Raw genomic sequence first — 13,590 nt, forward strand, 5'->3', positions numbered from 1 at the left:
GTCGAGGTCCGCCCCTGCCGACTACGTCGGCAGGGGCGCCAACGGCGTCTACCCCCTGCTGATCGAACCCGCGCTGCGCACGGGGCGGACGGCCTGGGTCACCGGTCACCCGGACATGCCGCACACCTTCACCGTCAACGCGGACATGGCGCGGGCGCTCGTCGTGCTCGCCGGGGACGAACGGGCGTGGGGCCGCGCGTGGCACGTGCCGTCGCCGCCCGACGTCACCCTCCGCGAACTGGCGCGGCGCTACGCCGTGGCGGCGGGACGGCCGCCGGTGAGGCTGGTCGGGCTGCCGCGCTTCGCGATGCGCGTGGCCGGGCTGGTCGTGCCGATCGCCCGGGAGGTGGCCGAGATGGACTACCGGTGGTACGCGCCGTTCCACGTGGACGCGGCGGAGACGGCGCGGACGTTCGGCCTGACCGCGACCGATCTCGACACCGCCGTCCGCGCCGAGGTCGGCTGATCAGCAGTGCTCGAACGCGTGTCCCGGGCTGCCGGGGCCGACGAGCTTCCGGTCGCGCAGGGTGGTGGTGGCGGGGCGATCCCGGTCGGCGCACACGTCCCGGAACGACCCGCGCAGGTCGTCGGTGTACTCGATGTCCATCACGTGTGCGCCGTAGACCTCGGTGTAGGAGGCGCACTCCTCCCATCGGTGGCACTCCTCGGCGACCGCGAAGTCGAAGCCGACCTCGGCGCGAGCGCGCGCTGCCTGCTCGGAGGAGTTCTTCTGCCCGATGGCGAGGTTCCGGGCGTGGGCGCGGTCCGCCAGGAGCTTGGCGTAGGCGAGGTTGTCGTCGGCGGTCAGCTTGCCGCGGGACCGCAGGTACGAGTCGAGGTTGTCGATCTCGACCGCCTGGAAGCCCTTGTCGGCGCACTGGTCGACGGTGGCGCCGATGATGCGGGCCAGGTCGGCGCGTTGGGTGTCCGTCGAGGCGTCGAGCAGGAACTCGTCCGGCCACTGGGGATCGACGACCGGCCCGCCGGCGTCGCGCAGCACGAGGTGCGCGCGCTCGGTCAGCCAGACGTCCCGGTCGCCGGGCTGTGACTGGAAACCGTTGACGTAGCAGATCGAGTACAGGCCGGCCGCGGGTGCGGCGGTGCTGTCCCGCGTCACCAGGGTCACCCCGCTCGGCGGCGGGTAGGCGGCCCCCAGCTGGTAGTCGAGCACCGCGCCGGCCGGCGGGAGCGCCACGGCCGCGCCGGAACCGGGCCGCTGATCGCCGGAGGTGGCCGGTTCCTCCGCGGAACACCCGGTGAGGACGGCCGCGGCGAGTGCTATCGCGATCACCGCGCGGACGGGGGAGGACATGGGGCCGACTGTACCGAGGTGAGTCCTGTCCGGACGACGTGTGGATCCGAAGTGGACACTCGTGGTGATCGGTTCGGTGGGGCCACACCTCGTACGCAGGCGTGGCCCCACCGCGGCAGCGGTCAGCGGCCGGGGGAACCGACGGGCTCCAGCGGACCGGGTCCGGCCGGGATCGACTCCCGTTCCGCGGCTTCCGCCGCGGCCTTCTCGCGCTCCTTGGCCCGCTCGACGCGGTAGCCGACGACCACCGTCGTGATGAGCGACAGGGAGATCAGCGCCTCGGCGAGGAAGAACGCCCCGAAGTCCACGACCGAGCCGACCGGCGGCTGACCGGGCACCGCGTTGCGCAACGGCACCAGGGCGAACAGCAGTGCTCCCATGAAGCTCATCGACGGCCACAGCAGGCCGTGCCGCCCCTTCATCGCGAACCACGCCGCGATGACCGCGGCGAGGCTCAGGAACCACATGAACACCATGATGAAGAGCGCGAACGCGAACGTGCCCACCGACCGCTCCGCCGCGGCGGAGAACATCAGGGCGTCGTTGGTCGTCTCGTTGCGCACGAGCGTGAGGCGGAAGAACGAGTCCGCGTTCACCAGCGTCACGGTGACCGGCACCGCGGTGCCGTCGACCTCGGCGGCGAAGCCGAAGTCGACCTCGTAGGAGTCGAACGGGTAGTCGGTGATCACGCCCTCGTTCATCGCCACCCGCAGGTCGGCGACGCTCGGCGTCTTGCCCGCCTTGAACGGCAGCACGTCACCCTTGACGCCGTTGGTGTAGAGGGTGACGTCCTTGGCCGGCAGGCCGTTCGCGTCGGCCAGCGCGCCCTGCGGGGACACCTCGACCTGGGCCGAGATCTCCTGCAGGACCGCGTCGGTCTTCTGGACGAAGACGCTGACGTCCAGCCGGTTCGCCGAGGTCGTGTCGCCCAGCACGATCTCCCGCTGGCCCCGGTCGCGCTCCACGAGGTAGACCATCAGGCTCCCCGCCGTGACCAGTGCGAGGAGTAGCACGAACCCGATGAGCTTCAGGGCGGGTTTCCGCCGTGGGCGCAGCTCGGTGCTCATCACAAAATCCCTTTCGAACCAACAAAACAGGGTGTGCGCGTGAGAAGTGCGCGATTCGGTCCAACTAAGTAGGACTCCTACTCATAGTGGCACTTCGGTGAACGACGGCGCAAGCGAGTCTCAAATGGACGGCAGGTGCGGACGCAACTTCATTCCGCCCTGTCCGGCGCGGACGCTCCGGCGATCGCGGTGCCGACCGCCTCGTAGTTCGCCGGCGACAGCAGTGCGTGCTGGGCGGCGGCATAGCCGTCGCGCAGCAGCTTGCCCACCCGGCTCGACTCGTACAGCGCGGTCGACCCCGCCAGTTCGTACATCGAGGTGAGCACGGCGCGCGCGGTCTCGGCCGCGTGGGCGAACGCGCCGCCCAGGGCCGCGCGCTCGGCCTCGGTCGCGGGACGCTCCTGTCCCGCGGCGGTGTCGAGCCCGTCGAGTGCGGTCCGCAGCAACGCCAGCGCGGCGTGCACGCGGGTGGCGGCCTGGCCGAGGGCGGCCTGGACGCGGGGCTGCCGGGCGACGGGCACGCCGTCGGGCCCGGTCCGCGTGTGCGCCAGCGCGGCCACCTCGTCGACGGCCGCCCGGGCGATGCCCAGCACCACGGCCGCGGCGCCGGAGCTGAGCTGGTCGGCGGCCGCGACGCGGTAGCGCCGGCGGCTGATCCGCGCGGGCGCTCCCGGCGACACCATCATCGCGGCGTCCACGGGCACGTCCACGGCGACCACGGCGTTGGTGTTCGTGCCCCGCAAACCCGTGCTGTGCCAGGTGTCGCGCACCTGCACGGCGGACCGCGGCACCAGGCAGAAGCGCACGTCCGGACCGGCGGCGGTCATCCGCGGGCGGCCGTCCTCGACGACGACGGCCAGCAGGGCGAGCCACTGGGCCGAGTCGGCGCCGCTGACGAGCTTCCACTCGCCGCTGAGCAGGAACCCGGCGCCGTCGGGCACCAGGCGGCCCGGCTGGCTCGAGTGCCCGATCAGCGGGTCGGGCCCGTCGGCCCAGATCCGCTCCACGCTCTCCTCGGGCAGGAACGCGGCGCTGAAGCCCGCGTTGAAGTTCCAGGCGGTCCAGGCCGTGGCGCCGTCGATCCGGGCGAGCCGCTCGAGCAGCGCCGCGGTCTCGGTCAGGGACAGCTCGAACCCGCCGAGCTCGCGCGGCGTCGTGAGGCGGAACGCCCCGGAGTCGCGCAGGTGACCGAGGAGCTCGTCCGGGAGCCTGCGGATCTCGTCCGCCTCGTCGCGGTACTTCTCGATCACGGGCCGGAGCGCCTCGACGAGCTCGTCGGGGGTCGTGGTGGGCTGCGGGCAGGACGGCATGACATCTCCGAGTGGTGCGGGTGGCCGGCCCGGCGGGAACGCCACCGCGGGAGCCGGCCCGGTGGTCCATCTGGTGCGCTCGCGCACCAGATGCGGGAGGCCGGCCGGAAGTTCGGAGATCGCGCTGTGTCCTGGGTCACGCCATCGGCGCGGGCTCTGGAACCGGCCGCCGGGCGTGGACCAGCCGGGCCCGTTCCACCCAGCCGGACCGCAGGTGCAGCACCCAGGCCACGCCCGGCGGGCAGTGCAGCGGGTCGTCGGGCGGGCTCGCCAGGTCGAACTCGCAGACGGTCAGGTCGCTGCTCGCGACGACGGTGGTCAGGTGGTGCCCGACCCCGTCGGCCAGGTCCTTCTCCAGGCCGCGGACGAGCAGGTCGTACCCCTCGTCCCGCATGCCCCGCGGGCCGGAGAGCGCGACGGTCGGCAGCCAGGCGGTCGCCAGCGTGGCGGTGAGGTCGCCGTGCCGCAGGGCGTGCAGCAGGTCCTGGACGTGACCGCGGCGCTCGGCGGTGAGCCGCCCGACGTCGCCGTGCGCGTCGTCGGCGGTCGCGAGGAGGGCCCGCGTCAGCTTGCCGCGCGCCTCGTGCAGCCTGCTGCGCACGGTGCCGACGGGCACGCCGCACGCCTCGGCGATGTCCTCGTAGGCCGTCACCCCGCTGAAGTGGCGCAGCACCAGGACCAGGCGCAACGGCGGCGACAGCTCCTCCATCGCGTGCCAGAGCCAGTCCCGCGTCGCCACCTGCCCCAGCACCTGCGCGGGGTCCGGTTCGGCGGAGGGCAGCACCTCGGCGAGCCCGGTGCCCAGCGGTGCGTGCACCGGAGACCGGTACCGCATCCGGCAGACGTTGCGGGCCACCGCGCGCAGCCACGAGCCCGCCGCGGCGTGGTCGCGCAGGTCGCCGATGCGGCGCAGGGCGACCAGGCACGTCTCCTGCACGGCGTCGTCGGCGTCCGGGCCGGGGCCGAGCATCGCGACGGCGATCGCGAGCAGCGCGGGCCGGTGGCGGGTCAGCAGCGTGCCGAGCGCGCTCACGTCGCCCGCCTGCGCGGCGTGCGCCAGTTCCGCGTCCACGCGGGTGTCGGGGCCGGGGGTGCCCATGGGAGCTCTCCGATTGTCCTGCGGGGCGAGCCGGTCCGGCTCGCGTTCATCCACGCATGAAGATCGGACTCCTACTTACCGCCGAATGCCGTCAATCCCGTCTCAGGTGGACCATCTCGGGTGGCGCGTCTCACAGCGCCACCATCAGGCGACGTGGCGCCGGCTCACCGGGCGGAGCCGCACGCGCCGGGCGGCGGGCCCGTCCCCGGGCTGGACGGGTGCGGGGGAGTCGCCGGAGCCGCCGGTGTCGTCGGACTCGCCGTCCCGCACCGACGCGCGGCCGCCGGGACCGCGGTGGCGGAAGTGCGTCAGCACGAGCAGGAGCAGCGCCGCGAGCAGCAACGAGTGCGACAGCACGCGGCCCGCGGTGGCGGTGCCGCTGAGCAGGTCGCTCGCGGAGTAGGGGATCAGCACCGCGACGAACGCGGCCGTGACGGGCACCATGCCCGCGGTGGCGGAGGGGCGCAGCGCGGTCCACAGCAGACCGAGGCCCAGCGCGAGGTTCCAGGCCGTGCTCTCGTTGAACAGGTGGCTGGTGTCGGCGCCGGCCGGGTGCCCGGTGTGCGCGGACGAGCCGGTGCCGAGCACCTGGGCGAGACCGAGCGTCAGCTGGGCGACCGCGACACCGCCGAGCAGGGTGCGGGGCAGCCAGCCGCGCGGCGCCACCCGCGTGATCGGCGGCGCGGCCTCGACGATCGCGGCGGTGAGGTCCGGCACCGGGGTGGCCGGCCGGACGCGCAGGGTGCGGGTCAGCGCCGTGGTGGCGTGGTGCCACTCCTGGCAGGACGTGCACGTTTCCCGGTGCGCATCCACCTCGTCGGCGGGCACGCCCTCGTCTTCCCCGTCGAGTCGCGCGGACAGGGCTTCGCGGCAGCTGCTGCAGTCCACGTACACATTGTCGTTCATCCGGCCCTCCTGGTTCCCGGCGATCTGCGAGTGGCATCGGTCCGAATGGCCGGTCGGCCGCCGCGGACCAGCCCGTTACGCTTCGGAGTCGTGAACGGTTCCGAGGACCAGGTGACCCGCTGGGCGGTGCAGGCCCGCGGGGGCGACCGGGACGCCCTGGAGCGGTTCGTCCGGGCGACCCAGCGCGACGTGTGGCGGTTCGTCGCCCACCTCGAGGACGTCGGCGTGGCGGACGACCTGACCCAGGAGACGTTCCTGCGCGCGCTGTCGGGCCTGCGGTACTTCGAGGCGAGGTCCTCGGCGACGACGTGGCTGCTCTCGATCGCCCGCCGGGTCGTGGTCGACCAGGTGCGCAGGGCGCGGTCGCGGCCCCGCGTCTCGCCGGAGGTCGACTGGGTGCGGGCGGTGGACCGCGAGCGGGGCGTCTCCTCCGGCTTCACCGACGTCGTCGAGCTGAACCTGCTGCTCGACGGGCTCACCGCCGAACGCCGGGAGGCCCTGGTGCTCACCCAGGTCCTCGGGCTGGGCTACGCCGAGGCGGCCCAGGTCGCCGACTGCCCGATCGGCACGATCCGCTCGCGCGTCGCGCGGGCGCGCGAGGACCTGCTCGCGGCCGCCGGGAGCGACGCCAGCGAGACCGGCTGAGACGCCGGGGTCCCCGGTGAACCGCGGCGCGGTCCGGTCCGTAAGCCCGGACATGAGGGTGCGCCGCGACGACGCTGAGATCACCGGCTACGCGCTCCGGGCGCGTGCGGGCGACCGTGCCGCCGCGGAGGCGTTCGTGCGCGCCACGCAGGCCGACGTGTGGCGGTTCGTCGCCCACCTCGCGGCCGACGTGCGGCTCGCGGACGACCTCGCCCAGGAGACCTACCTGCGGGCGTTGCCGGCGCTGGCCCGGTTCGAGGGCCGCTCACCCGCCCGCACCTGGCTGCTCGCCGTGGCACGGCGGGTGGTCGCCGACCACATCCGGTCCCTGCGCTCCCGGCCCCGCCCGCACGACGGCGCGGACGTCGCGGAGCAGGTCGAGCCGGGCTTCGCCGAGGACGTCGTGCTGACCGAGCTCGTCGGCTCGCTCGACCCCGAGCGGCGCACGGCGTTCGTGCTGACCCAGTTGCTGGGCCTGTCCTACGCCGATGCCGCCGAGGTCTGCGACTGCCCGGTCGGGACCATCCGGTCGCGGGTCGCCAGGGCGCGCGAGGACCTCGTCACCGCGATCGAGGACGACCGGACGGGCCGGCGCGTGTCCTGAGCACGGTCACCCGGCCGTGCGCAGCCGCGGGCTGTTCGCGACGACCAACAGCTACATGGCCGCGCCCGCGATGGCATCGAGGTCGTCGCGGACCGGCACGACGTCGGCGGACACCGGGGAGTCAGAGCGGGGTCGGCGGGTGCGGCGCCCCCTCGACGTGGATCCACCGCGCGCCGCGGTCGACGTGGCAGTCCCAGCCCGGCGGGAGCTCCTGCAGGTAGGCGACGGCCGCGGCGGTGAGGACCACCTCCCCGGCACCGGGCCCGCGGGTGACGCCGTCCGGCTCGTCCAGCCCGCAGAGGAAGTCCGCGTGGACCTGGTCGAGGACGGCGCGGTAGCGCCGCGGGTCGCCGGCCGCCGCCCTGGCAGCCCGTCGTGATCGTTCCGGTCCGGTGGCCATGTGCGTCCTCCCGCCTCGATCACAGCCCACCGGGGCCGCCGGGGGACAGGCCACGGCCCGGCCGTTCGTGGCCGGTCCCTCCCACCAGGCGCGACAGCGCCGCCGTTCGATTCGAAACCGCCGTCGAACAGCCGGAATCGTTGCGCCGCCACGACCGCCTGCCCCACAGTGCGGACATGAGAACCGCGGCGACCGCCCTCGTCCTCGTGCTCGCGGGCGGCCTGCCGGCCCCCGCGCGAGCCGCCGCGTGGGAGGACGTGATCACCCCGGGCTCCTTCGGGAGCTACGGCGCGCTGGAGTCGGAGTGGAACTACCGCTACCCGTGGGGTTCCGACCACAACGGCTCCGCCCGCATGTACGCGAGCGCCTCCGACCACAACCACGTGTCGCTGTCCGGCGGCGTGCTCACGATCAAGGCGACCCGGATCACCTGGGACGAGGGCACCAGCGGCGCCGACCCGCACCTGCCCATCCGCTACCACTCCGGCGCCGTGCACGCCAAGGAACACGTGGTCGTGACGGACCAGTTCCCGAACTGGGAGGTCAAGGGCGAGTTCCAGGCCCCCTCCGCCCGCGGCACCTGGCCCGCCTTCTGGCTCACCGGCGTGAACAGCTGGCCGCCGGAGAGCGACGTCCTCGAGTTCAAGGGCGACAACCGGAACTGGTTCAACACCTTCCGCAGCTCGAGCGACGTGTCGAGCTCGGTCGTCGGCGTGTCCTCGCCCGGCTCCTGGCACACCTACCGGGCCTGGATCACCAAGGTCAACGCCACCGACGTCGACATCCACTACTACCTCGACGGCCGGTGGGTCGCCCAGCACTCGGCGCGCAACTTCGCCGGCAAGCCGCTGTGGGTGATCCTCAACCTGCAGATGGAGGGCTCGTCCGGCAGCCCGGGGCCGACGGCGGAGACGCTCTACCGGGCGCGCAACGTCTACATCGGACGGACGAGGGCCTGAGCGGCCCGCCGGTCGCGCGGCCCGCGGGGGCCTAAGCTGGCGATCATGACCAGGAACCGGTGGACCGCCAGCGACCTCCCCGACCTGACCGGCCGCACCGCGGTCGTGACCGGAGCGGCCAGCGGGGTCGGCCGCGGCACCGCGGGAGCCCTCGCCGCGGCCGGAGCGCGAGTGGTGCTCGCCGTGCGCGACGTCGCCGCCGGCGAACGGGCGGCGGCCGCCATGCGCGGCACCACCGAGGTCCGCGAGCTCGACCTCGCGAGCCTCGCGTCGGTGCGCGCGTTCGCCGGGGGCTGGCAGGGCGAGATCGACGTCCTGGTCAACAACGCCGGGGTGGCGATGACCCCGCACGGCCACACCGCGGACGGGTTCGAGCTCCAGTTCGGCACCAACCACCTCGGCCACTTCGCGCTGACCACCCTGCTGCTGCCCTCGATCACCGACCGGGTGGTGACCGTCGCGTCCGGCGCGCACCGGGCCGGGGTGCTCGACCTCGACGACCTCGACTTCGCCCGCTCCGGCTACTCCCCGGTGCGGGCCTACGGCCGGTCGAAGCTCGCGAACCTGCTGTTCACCCTGGAGCTGGAGCGGCGGTGCCGCGAGGCCGGGTCACGGGTGCGCGCGCTGTCGTCGCACCCCGGCTACACCGCGTCCAACCTGGGGACCAAGGGGCGCAACAAGCACCTGGTCAAGATCGTGCACCTGGCCGGCCGCTACCTCGCGCAGACCGAGCTGGAGGGCGCGCTGCCGTCGCTGTACGCGGCGACCCAGGACCTGCCGGGCGCGAGCTACGTCGGCCCGGACGGCCGGTTCGAGCTGCACGGCCACCCCGCGCTGGTCGGCCGGTCGGCCGCGGCCAGCGACCCGGTGCTGGCGCGGCGGCTGTGGGAGGAGTCGGAACGGCTCACCGGCGTCACGTTCCCGCCGCTCGCGAGGTCCTGAACCGGGCCTCGGCGAGCAGCCGCAGCGCGGTCGCCAGCCAGCGCAGGTCCTCGGTGGCGTCCGGCGCCGAGTCCTGGCCCCGCACCCGGCCGACGAGGCGGCGGTACCGCTCCGCGCCCGCGTCGAGGCCCGCCTCCAGGGACGTCAGCACCTCCCGCGGGTCGGCGTCGCCGACGAGCGCCGAGACCAGCTCCGCACCGGCGGGACCGTCCGGTGTCACGCCCGCCGCCCTGGCCTTCGCCACCTCCCCGACGATCTGGCGGGCCCACCAGATGGACGCGCCGGGCGGTGCCGTGCGGCCGGGCGCGGGGGTGGTGAGCTCCAGGAACGTGCCGAGCCGCGCCCGGAAGTCCCGGGTCCTGCAGCAGTTCCGCCAGCTCGATCCAGGCGTCGACCTGGTCGGGTGCGGGGTCGTCCGGCAGGTCGATGCGCAGTGCGGCGACCCGGTCGCGCAGAGCCGGGTCCAGGTCGAGCCGGCCGAACACCTCGGCCTTGAAGTCGTCGACGATCTCGGTGCGTTCGGCGGTGGACAGGCGTGCCAGGCGGTTCATCAGTGCGGTCTCCTCGAGGGTGGATCGGCGTTTCGCCACGGTGGACAGCACCGCCCGGCTCACCTTGAGCGCGCGGATCCGCGCGTCGATCGCGGTCACGTGCGCCGCGGCGACGCCGGCGACCGTCCCGCCGCGGTCGAGCACCCGGCGCACGTCGTCGAGCCCCAGGCCCAGTTCGCGCAGGGTGGTGATCAGCCCCACGCGGGCCGCGCACGCGGCGTCGTAGAGCCGGTAGCCACCCGCGGAACGGCCCGCCGGGGTGATGACGCCCTCGGTGGACCAGAAGCGCAGGGTGCGCGCCGGCACCCCGGTGCGGCGGGCGAGCTCGCCGATGGTGAGCAGGCCGGTGCGTTCGTCCATGAACGCATCCTGAACCTTTCAGCCGCTGCAAGGTCAACGGCCGAAACCGTCCGCCGGAGCGGCCGGCCGGGTCACGAGCAGGTCCAGGCCTGTCGTGGTCGCGACAGAACGGTTGTACCGCTGTCCTGCAGCGGATAGCGTGGAAGACGTAAAACGATCATGTGAAGAGGCACGTCACCAGGCCCCGGCCCGGGGCTGTGGCTCGTGCCGGCGCTGCACGGCCGGCTGAGGGGAGTTCACGATGGAGCACCAGTCGAACGAGGCCGCTGATCTTCCCTCTTCGAGCACCGTCGACCACGACGGCATCGCGGTGGTCGCACTCGCCGGCGAACTGGACATGAAGACCTCGAAGACCTCGCTCGCGGACACCCTCCTCGTGCTCGATCGCCGGCCGGAGGGAATCGTCGTCGACCTCCACGAGGTGACGTTCTTCGGGTCCGCCGGCATCAGCCTGCTCGTCTCCGTCCGGAGGGAGGCCGAGGTGCAGGGCGTTCCCTTCGGCGTCGTGGCGAGCAGGGCCGTGATGAGGTCCTTGACCGCGAGCGGCATGAGCACGCGGCTGCCGTTGTTCCCGACCGCGGACGACGCGGTCGCCGCCCTGCGCGGGTCGTCCGCTCCGGCGCAGGACTGACGGGGCCGGGCGGCCGTTCCCGAGCGCGGACTCCTCCCCGTCCTAGGGCAGGTAGGAGTCCGGCGGCAGCTGCAGGGCGATCGTGATCAGCGAGTGCACCCGCGTGGCGATGACCGCGAGCAGGCCCTGCATCTCCGGTGCGGCGCCGTCGGCCGCGGTCTGCAGCGTCTGCAGGTCGACGTCGATGCGGTCGAGGATCGCCGCCACGTCGGCCTGGCGCGCCGTCAGCGCCGTCGAGATCTCGTCCAGGGGAACTCCGTGGACTTCCAGACGTTGAACCAGGTGGATCCGGTCGACGTCGGCGGGGGAGTAGAGCCGGTAGTTCGACGCGGTCCGCTGAGCTGGACTGATCAGCCCGAGCGTCGTGTAGTAGTCGACGGTGCGGATGCTGACGCCGGCTCGCGCGGCGAGTTCGCCGATCTTGAGCAACGCTTCGCTCACGTGCACCTCCCATCGGCAACCATACAGTGCCACGTGCTACTGTCGGAAACATGCCTGATGAAGCCGACGTGGACGGCTGCAGTAGTACGCCGGGGCGAGCCCGGCGAACCGTGACCAGTGCCGCGAGTGCGGCATGTTGATCCTCTCCGGCCTGCTGGCGATCGTGGCGCTCACCGCCGCCACCGGCTACTTCGTGGCCCAGGAGTTCGCGTACATGGCGGTCGACCGCGGTCGGCTGCAGCAGATGAGCGAGGCGGGCGACAAGGCCGCCGACCGCGCGCTGCGCGTGACGCAGAAGCTGTCGTTCATGCTCTCCGGTGCCCAGTTCGGCATCACCGTCACCGCGCTGCTGGTCGGCTACGTCGCCGAGCCGCTGCTCGGCACGGGCCTCGTGAACCTGCTCGGGTTGCCCGAGTCGTTCGGCGTCCCGCTGGCCATGGCCGCGGCGCTGATCTTCGCGACGGTCGTGCAGATGGTGCTCGGCGAGCTGCTGCCGAAGAACCTCGCGATCGCGAAGCCCGAGGCGCTGGCGAAGTGGCTCGCCTCCTCGACGCTCGTCTACCTCAAGATCGCGGGGCCGATCATCCGGCTCTTCGACGCGACGGCGAACAAACTGCTGCGCTCGATCGGGATCGAGCCGGTGGAGGAGCTCCCGCAGGGCGCGACGCCCGAGGACCTCAAGCAGATCGTCGGCGACGCCGGTGACCAGGGCCACCTGGACCTGGAGCTGGCGCAGCTGCTCGACCGCGGCCTCGACTTCCGCGAGCTCGTGGCCGAGCAGGCCATGACGCCGCGGGTGAACGTGCGCTCGGTGCGCGTGGACGAGCCCGCCTCGCGGGTGGTCGAGTTGCTGGACACCGGTCACTCCCGCTTTCCCGTGGTGGGCAGGGACCTCGACGACATCCGGGGTGTGGTCGGCTTGGCCGAGGTGCTGACGCTCACGCCGGAACAGCGCCCGGTCACCCCGATCGGCCAGATCGCCTCGACCGCGCTGGTCGTGCCGGCGACGCTGCCGCTCCCGGCGGTGCTGGAAAGGCTGCGCACCGAACGGCGCCAGCTCGCGTGCGTGCTGGACGAGTTCGGCGGCTTCGCCGGGATCGTCTCGCTGGAGGACCTCGCGGAGGAGCTCGTCGGTGAGATCCACGACGAGGACGACCTGGTCGAGGACGCGATCGAACGCGTCGACGACACGAGGTGGCAGGTGCCCGGCCGGATGCGCCTCGACGAGATCGAGGACGCGACCGGGGTCGCGCTGCCGGAGGACGACGCCTACGACACGGTGTCGGGCCTGGTCCTGCACCGGCTCGGCCGCACGGCCGAGGTGGGCGACCGGATCGAGGTCGGCGAGGTGACGCTGCTGGTCGGCGCGGTGTCGCGCAACGTGCCGGCCACCGTCGTGCTGACCTCGCGCGTGCCGGAGGAGGCCCGATGAGCATCGGTCTGGCCCTGGGGATCTCACTGGTCCTGCTGGCCCTCAACGCCTTCTTCGTCGCCGCCGAGTTCGCGCTGATCGCGGCCAAGCGGCACCGCCTGGAACAGGACGCCGAGACCTCCCGTGCGGCCAGGGCCGCCGTGGCGGGCGTGCGCGAGCTGTCGCTCATGCTCGCGGGCGCCCAGCTCGGCATCACGCTGTGCACCCTGGGTCTCGGCGCGCTCGCCAAGCCCGCGGTCGCGGACCTGCTCGACCCGCTGCTGCAGCTGACCGGCCTGCCGGACGCGGTCGCCTACGGCATCGCGTTCACGCTCAGCCTCGTGCTGGTCGTGTTCCTGCACATGGTCGTCGGCGAGATGGCGCCGAAGTCGTGGGCGATCTCGCACCCCGAGAAGTCCGCGCTGCTGCTGGCGCTGCCGTTTCGCGCGTTCGCCCACTCGGTCCGCTGGGTCCTCAGCGGGCTGAACTCGACGACGAACGGCCTGCTGCGGCTCATGAAGGTCGAGCCGCAGGACGAGCTCGCGCAGGCGCACCGGCCGGACGACCTGCGCATGCTCGTGCGCCAGTCCGGCGAGCACGGCCTCATCCCCGAGGGCCAGCAGCGGCTGCTGACCCGGATGCTGCAGGTGCAGAAGACGACGCTGCGCGAGGTGATGGTGTCGATCGAGGAGACCGCCACGGTCACCGAGCACACCACCGCCCGCGCGATCGAACGCCGCAGCCTGCAGTGCGGGCGGTCGCGGTTCCCGGTGAAGGACCTGCAGGGCGGCTTCGTCGGCCTGGTCCACATCCGGGAGGCGATGCGCGCCACCGCCGCGGGCACCGACCCGCGGGCGGGGGAGCTGATGGCCCCCGTGCTCACGCTGCCCGCCTCGATGCCGGTCGCCGCCGCCGTCACCGCGATGAAGGCGGACCGGGCACAGCTCGCGCT

Annotated in this window: 15 protein-coding genes and 2 pseudogenes; 8 read left to right on the forward strand and 9 right to left on the reverse strand. The window is 73.2% G+C overall.

From position 1 onward, the window contains the following. Positions 1-466: pseudogene (locus ACFWGZ_RS32060) on the forward strand (NAD-dependent epimerase); the annotation flags it as partial. Here the strand turns inward: ACFWGZ_RS32060 and ACFWGZ_RS32065 are convergent. The 5 genes from ACFWGZ_RS32065 to ACFWGZ_RS32085 form a co-directional block, all read right to left on the reverse strand. After that, the gene (locus ACFWGZ_RS32065) at positions 467-1,312 is read right to left on the reverse strand and encodes an endo alpha-1,4 polygalactosaminidase (protein ID WP_382455327.1); all 846 of its coding nucleotides are present in this window, start codon (positions 1,310-1,312) and stop codon (positions 467-469) included. A 122-nt stretch (positions 1,313-1,434) separates the two neighbouring features. Next, positions 1,435-2,379, reverse strand: coding sequence for a DUF4436 family protein (locus tag ACFWGZ_RS32070; RefSeq protein WP_382455328.1), 945 nt, complete (start codon positions 2,377-2,379; stop codon positions 1,435-1,437). Positions 2,380-2,528: 149 nt separating this feature from the next. Next, positions 2,529-3,689: an acyl-CoA dehydrogenase family protein gene (locus ACFWGZ_RS32075; protein ID WP_382455329.1), complete on the reverse strand. Its 1,161-nt coding sequence runs from the start codon at positions 3,687-3,689 to the stop codon at positions 2,529-2,531. A gap of 136 nt (positions 3,690-3,825) precedes the next feature. Then, positions 3,826-4,788, reverse strand: coding sequence for an RNA polymerase sigma factor (locus tag ACFWGZ_RS32080; RefSeq protein WP_382455330.1), 963 nt, complete (start codon positions 4,786-4,788; stop codon positions 3,826-3,828). A gap of 144 nt (positions 4,789-4,932) precedes the next feature. Next, a complete protein-coding gene (locus ACFWGZ_RS32085; RefSeq protein ID WP_382455331.1) occupies positions 4,933-5,694 on the reverse strand; it encodes a hypothetical protein in 762 nt (253 codons plus the stop codon). Between the two features lie 45 nt (positions 5,695-5,739). Here ACFWGZ_RS32085 and ACFWGZ_RS32090 point away from each other — a divergent pair, with 45 nt between their 5' ends. Beyond that, positions 5,740-6,339, forward strand: coding sequence for a sigma-70 family RNA polymerase sigma factor (locus tag ACFWGZ_RS32090; RefSeq protein WP_382455332.1), 600 nt, complete (start codon positions 5,740-5,742; stop codon positions 6,337-6,339). Between the two features lie 52 nt (positions 6,340-6,391). Next, a complete protein-coding gene (locus ACFWGZ_RS32095; RefSeq protein WP_382455333.1) occupies positions 6,392-6,943 on the forward strand; it encodes a sigma-70 family RNA polymerase sigma factor in 552 nt (183 codons plus the stop codon). Between the two features lie 121 nt (positions 6,944-7,064). On the opposite strand, the gene ACFWGZ_RS32100 is transcribed toward ACFWGZ_RS32095, so the two are convergent. Further along, positions 7,065-7,343 (reverse strand): hypothetical protein, encoded by a 279-nt coding sequence (locus ACFWGZ_RS32100; protein ID WP_382455334.1) that lies wholly within the window; start codon positions 7,341-7,343, stop codon positions 7,065-7,067. A gap of 176 nt (positions 7,344-7,519) precedes the next feature. Here ACFWGZ_RS32100 and ACFWGZ_RS32105 point away from each other — a divergent pair, with 176 nt between their 5' ends. Beyond that, a complete protein-coding gene (locus tag ACFWGZ_RS32105) occupies positions 7,520-8,302 on the forward strand; it encodes a family 16 glycosylhydrolase (protein ID WP_382455335.1) in 783 nt (260 codons plus the stop codon). 45 nt (positions 8,303-8,347) lie between these two features. Further along, on the forward strand, positions 8,348-9,244 hold the full coding sequence (locus ACFWGZ_RS32110) for an oxidoreductase (RefSeq protein ID WP_382455336.1): 897 nt from the start codon (positions 8,348-8,350) through the stop codon (positions 9,242-9,244). Here ACFWGZ_RS32110 and ACFWGZ_RS32115 read toward each other — a convergent pair. Together ACFWGZ_RS32115 and ACFWGZ_RS32120 are read right to left on the reverse strand one after the other, a co-directional pair. Continuing rightward, complete coding sequence (locus tag ACFWGZ_RS32115) at positions 9,216-9,488, reverse strand: hypothetical protein (RefSeq protein WP_382455341.1); 273 nt, start codon at positions 9,486-9,488, stop codon at positions 9,216-9,218. The genes ACFWGZ_RS32110 and ACFWGZ_RS32115 overlap by 29 nt on opposite strands. Positions 9,489-9,897: 409 nt before the next feature. Continuing rightward, a pseudogene (locus tag ACFWGZ_RS32120) lies at positions 9,898-10,155 on the reverse strand (MerR family transcriptional regulator); the annotation flags it as partial. 241 nt (positions 10,156-10,396) lie between these two features. Between ACFWGZ_RS32120 and ACFWGZ_RS32125 the strand changes: the two are divergent. Further along, positions 10,397-10,786 carry an STAS domain-containing protein gene (locus ACFWGZ_RS32125; RefSeq protein ID WP_382455337.1) on the forward strand — a complete coding sequence of 130 codons (390 nt, stop codon included), beginning with the start codon at positions 10,397-10,399 and terminating at the stop codon, positions 10,784-10,786. Between the two features lie 42 nt (positions 10,787-10,828). On the opposite strand, the gene ACFWGZ_RS32130 is transcribed toward ACFWGZ_RS32125, so the two are convergent. Beyond that, positions 10,829-11,227 carry a MerR family transcriptional regulator gene (locus tag ACFWGZ_RS32130; protein WP_382455338.1) on the reverse strand — a complete coding sequence of 133 codons (399 nt, stop codon included), beginning with the start codon at positions 11,225-11,227 and terminating at the stop codon, positions 10,829-10,831. A gap of 133 nt (positions 11,228-11,360) precedes the next feature. On the opposite strand from ACFWGZ_RS32130, the gene ACFWGZ_RS32135 reads away from it, so the two are divergent. Further along, on the forward strand, positions 11,361-12,659 hold the full coding sequence (locus ACFWGZ_RS32135) for a hemolysin family protein (protein WP_382455339.1): 1,299 nt from the start codon (positions 11,361-11,363) through the stop codon (positions 12,657-12,659). Beyond that, a partial coding sequence (locus tag ACFWGZ_RS32140) for a hemolysin family protein (RefSeq protein ID WP_382455340.1) occupies positions 12,656-13,590 on the forward strand: 935 nt, incomplete at its 3' end. The genes ACFWGZ_RS32135 and ACFWGZ_RS32140, both read left to right, overlap by 4 nt.

Source organism: Lentzea sp. NPDC060358, assembly GCF_042725365.1.
In the GTDB taxonomy this organism is placed as follows: Bacteria; Actinomycetota; Actinomycetes; order Mycobacteriales; family Pseudonocardiaceae; genus Lentzea.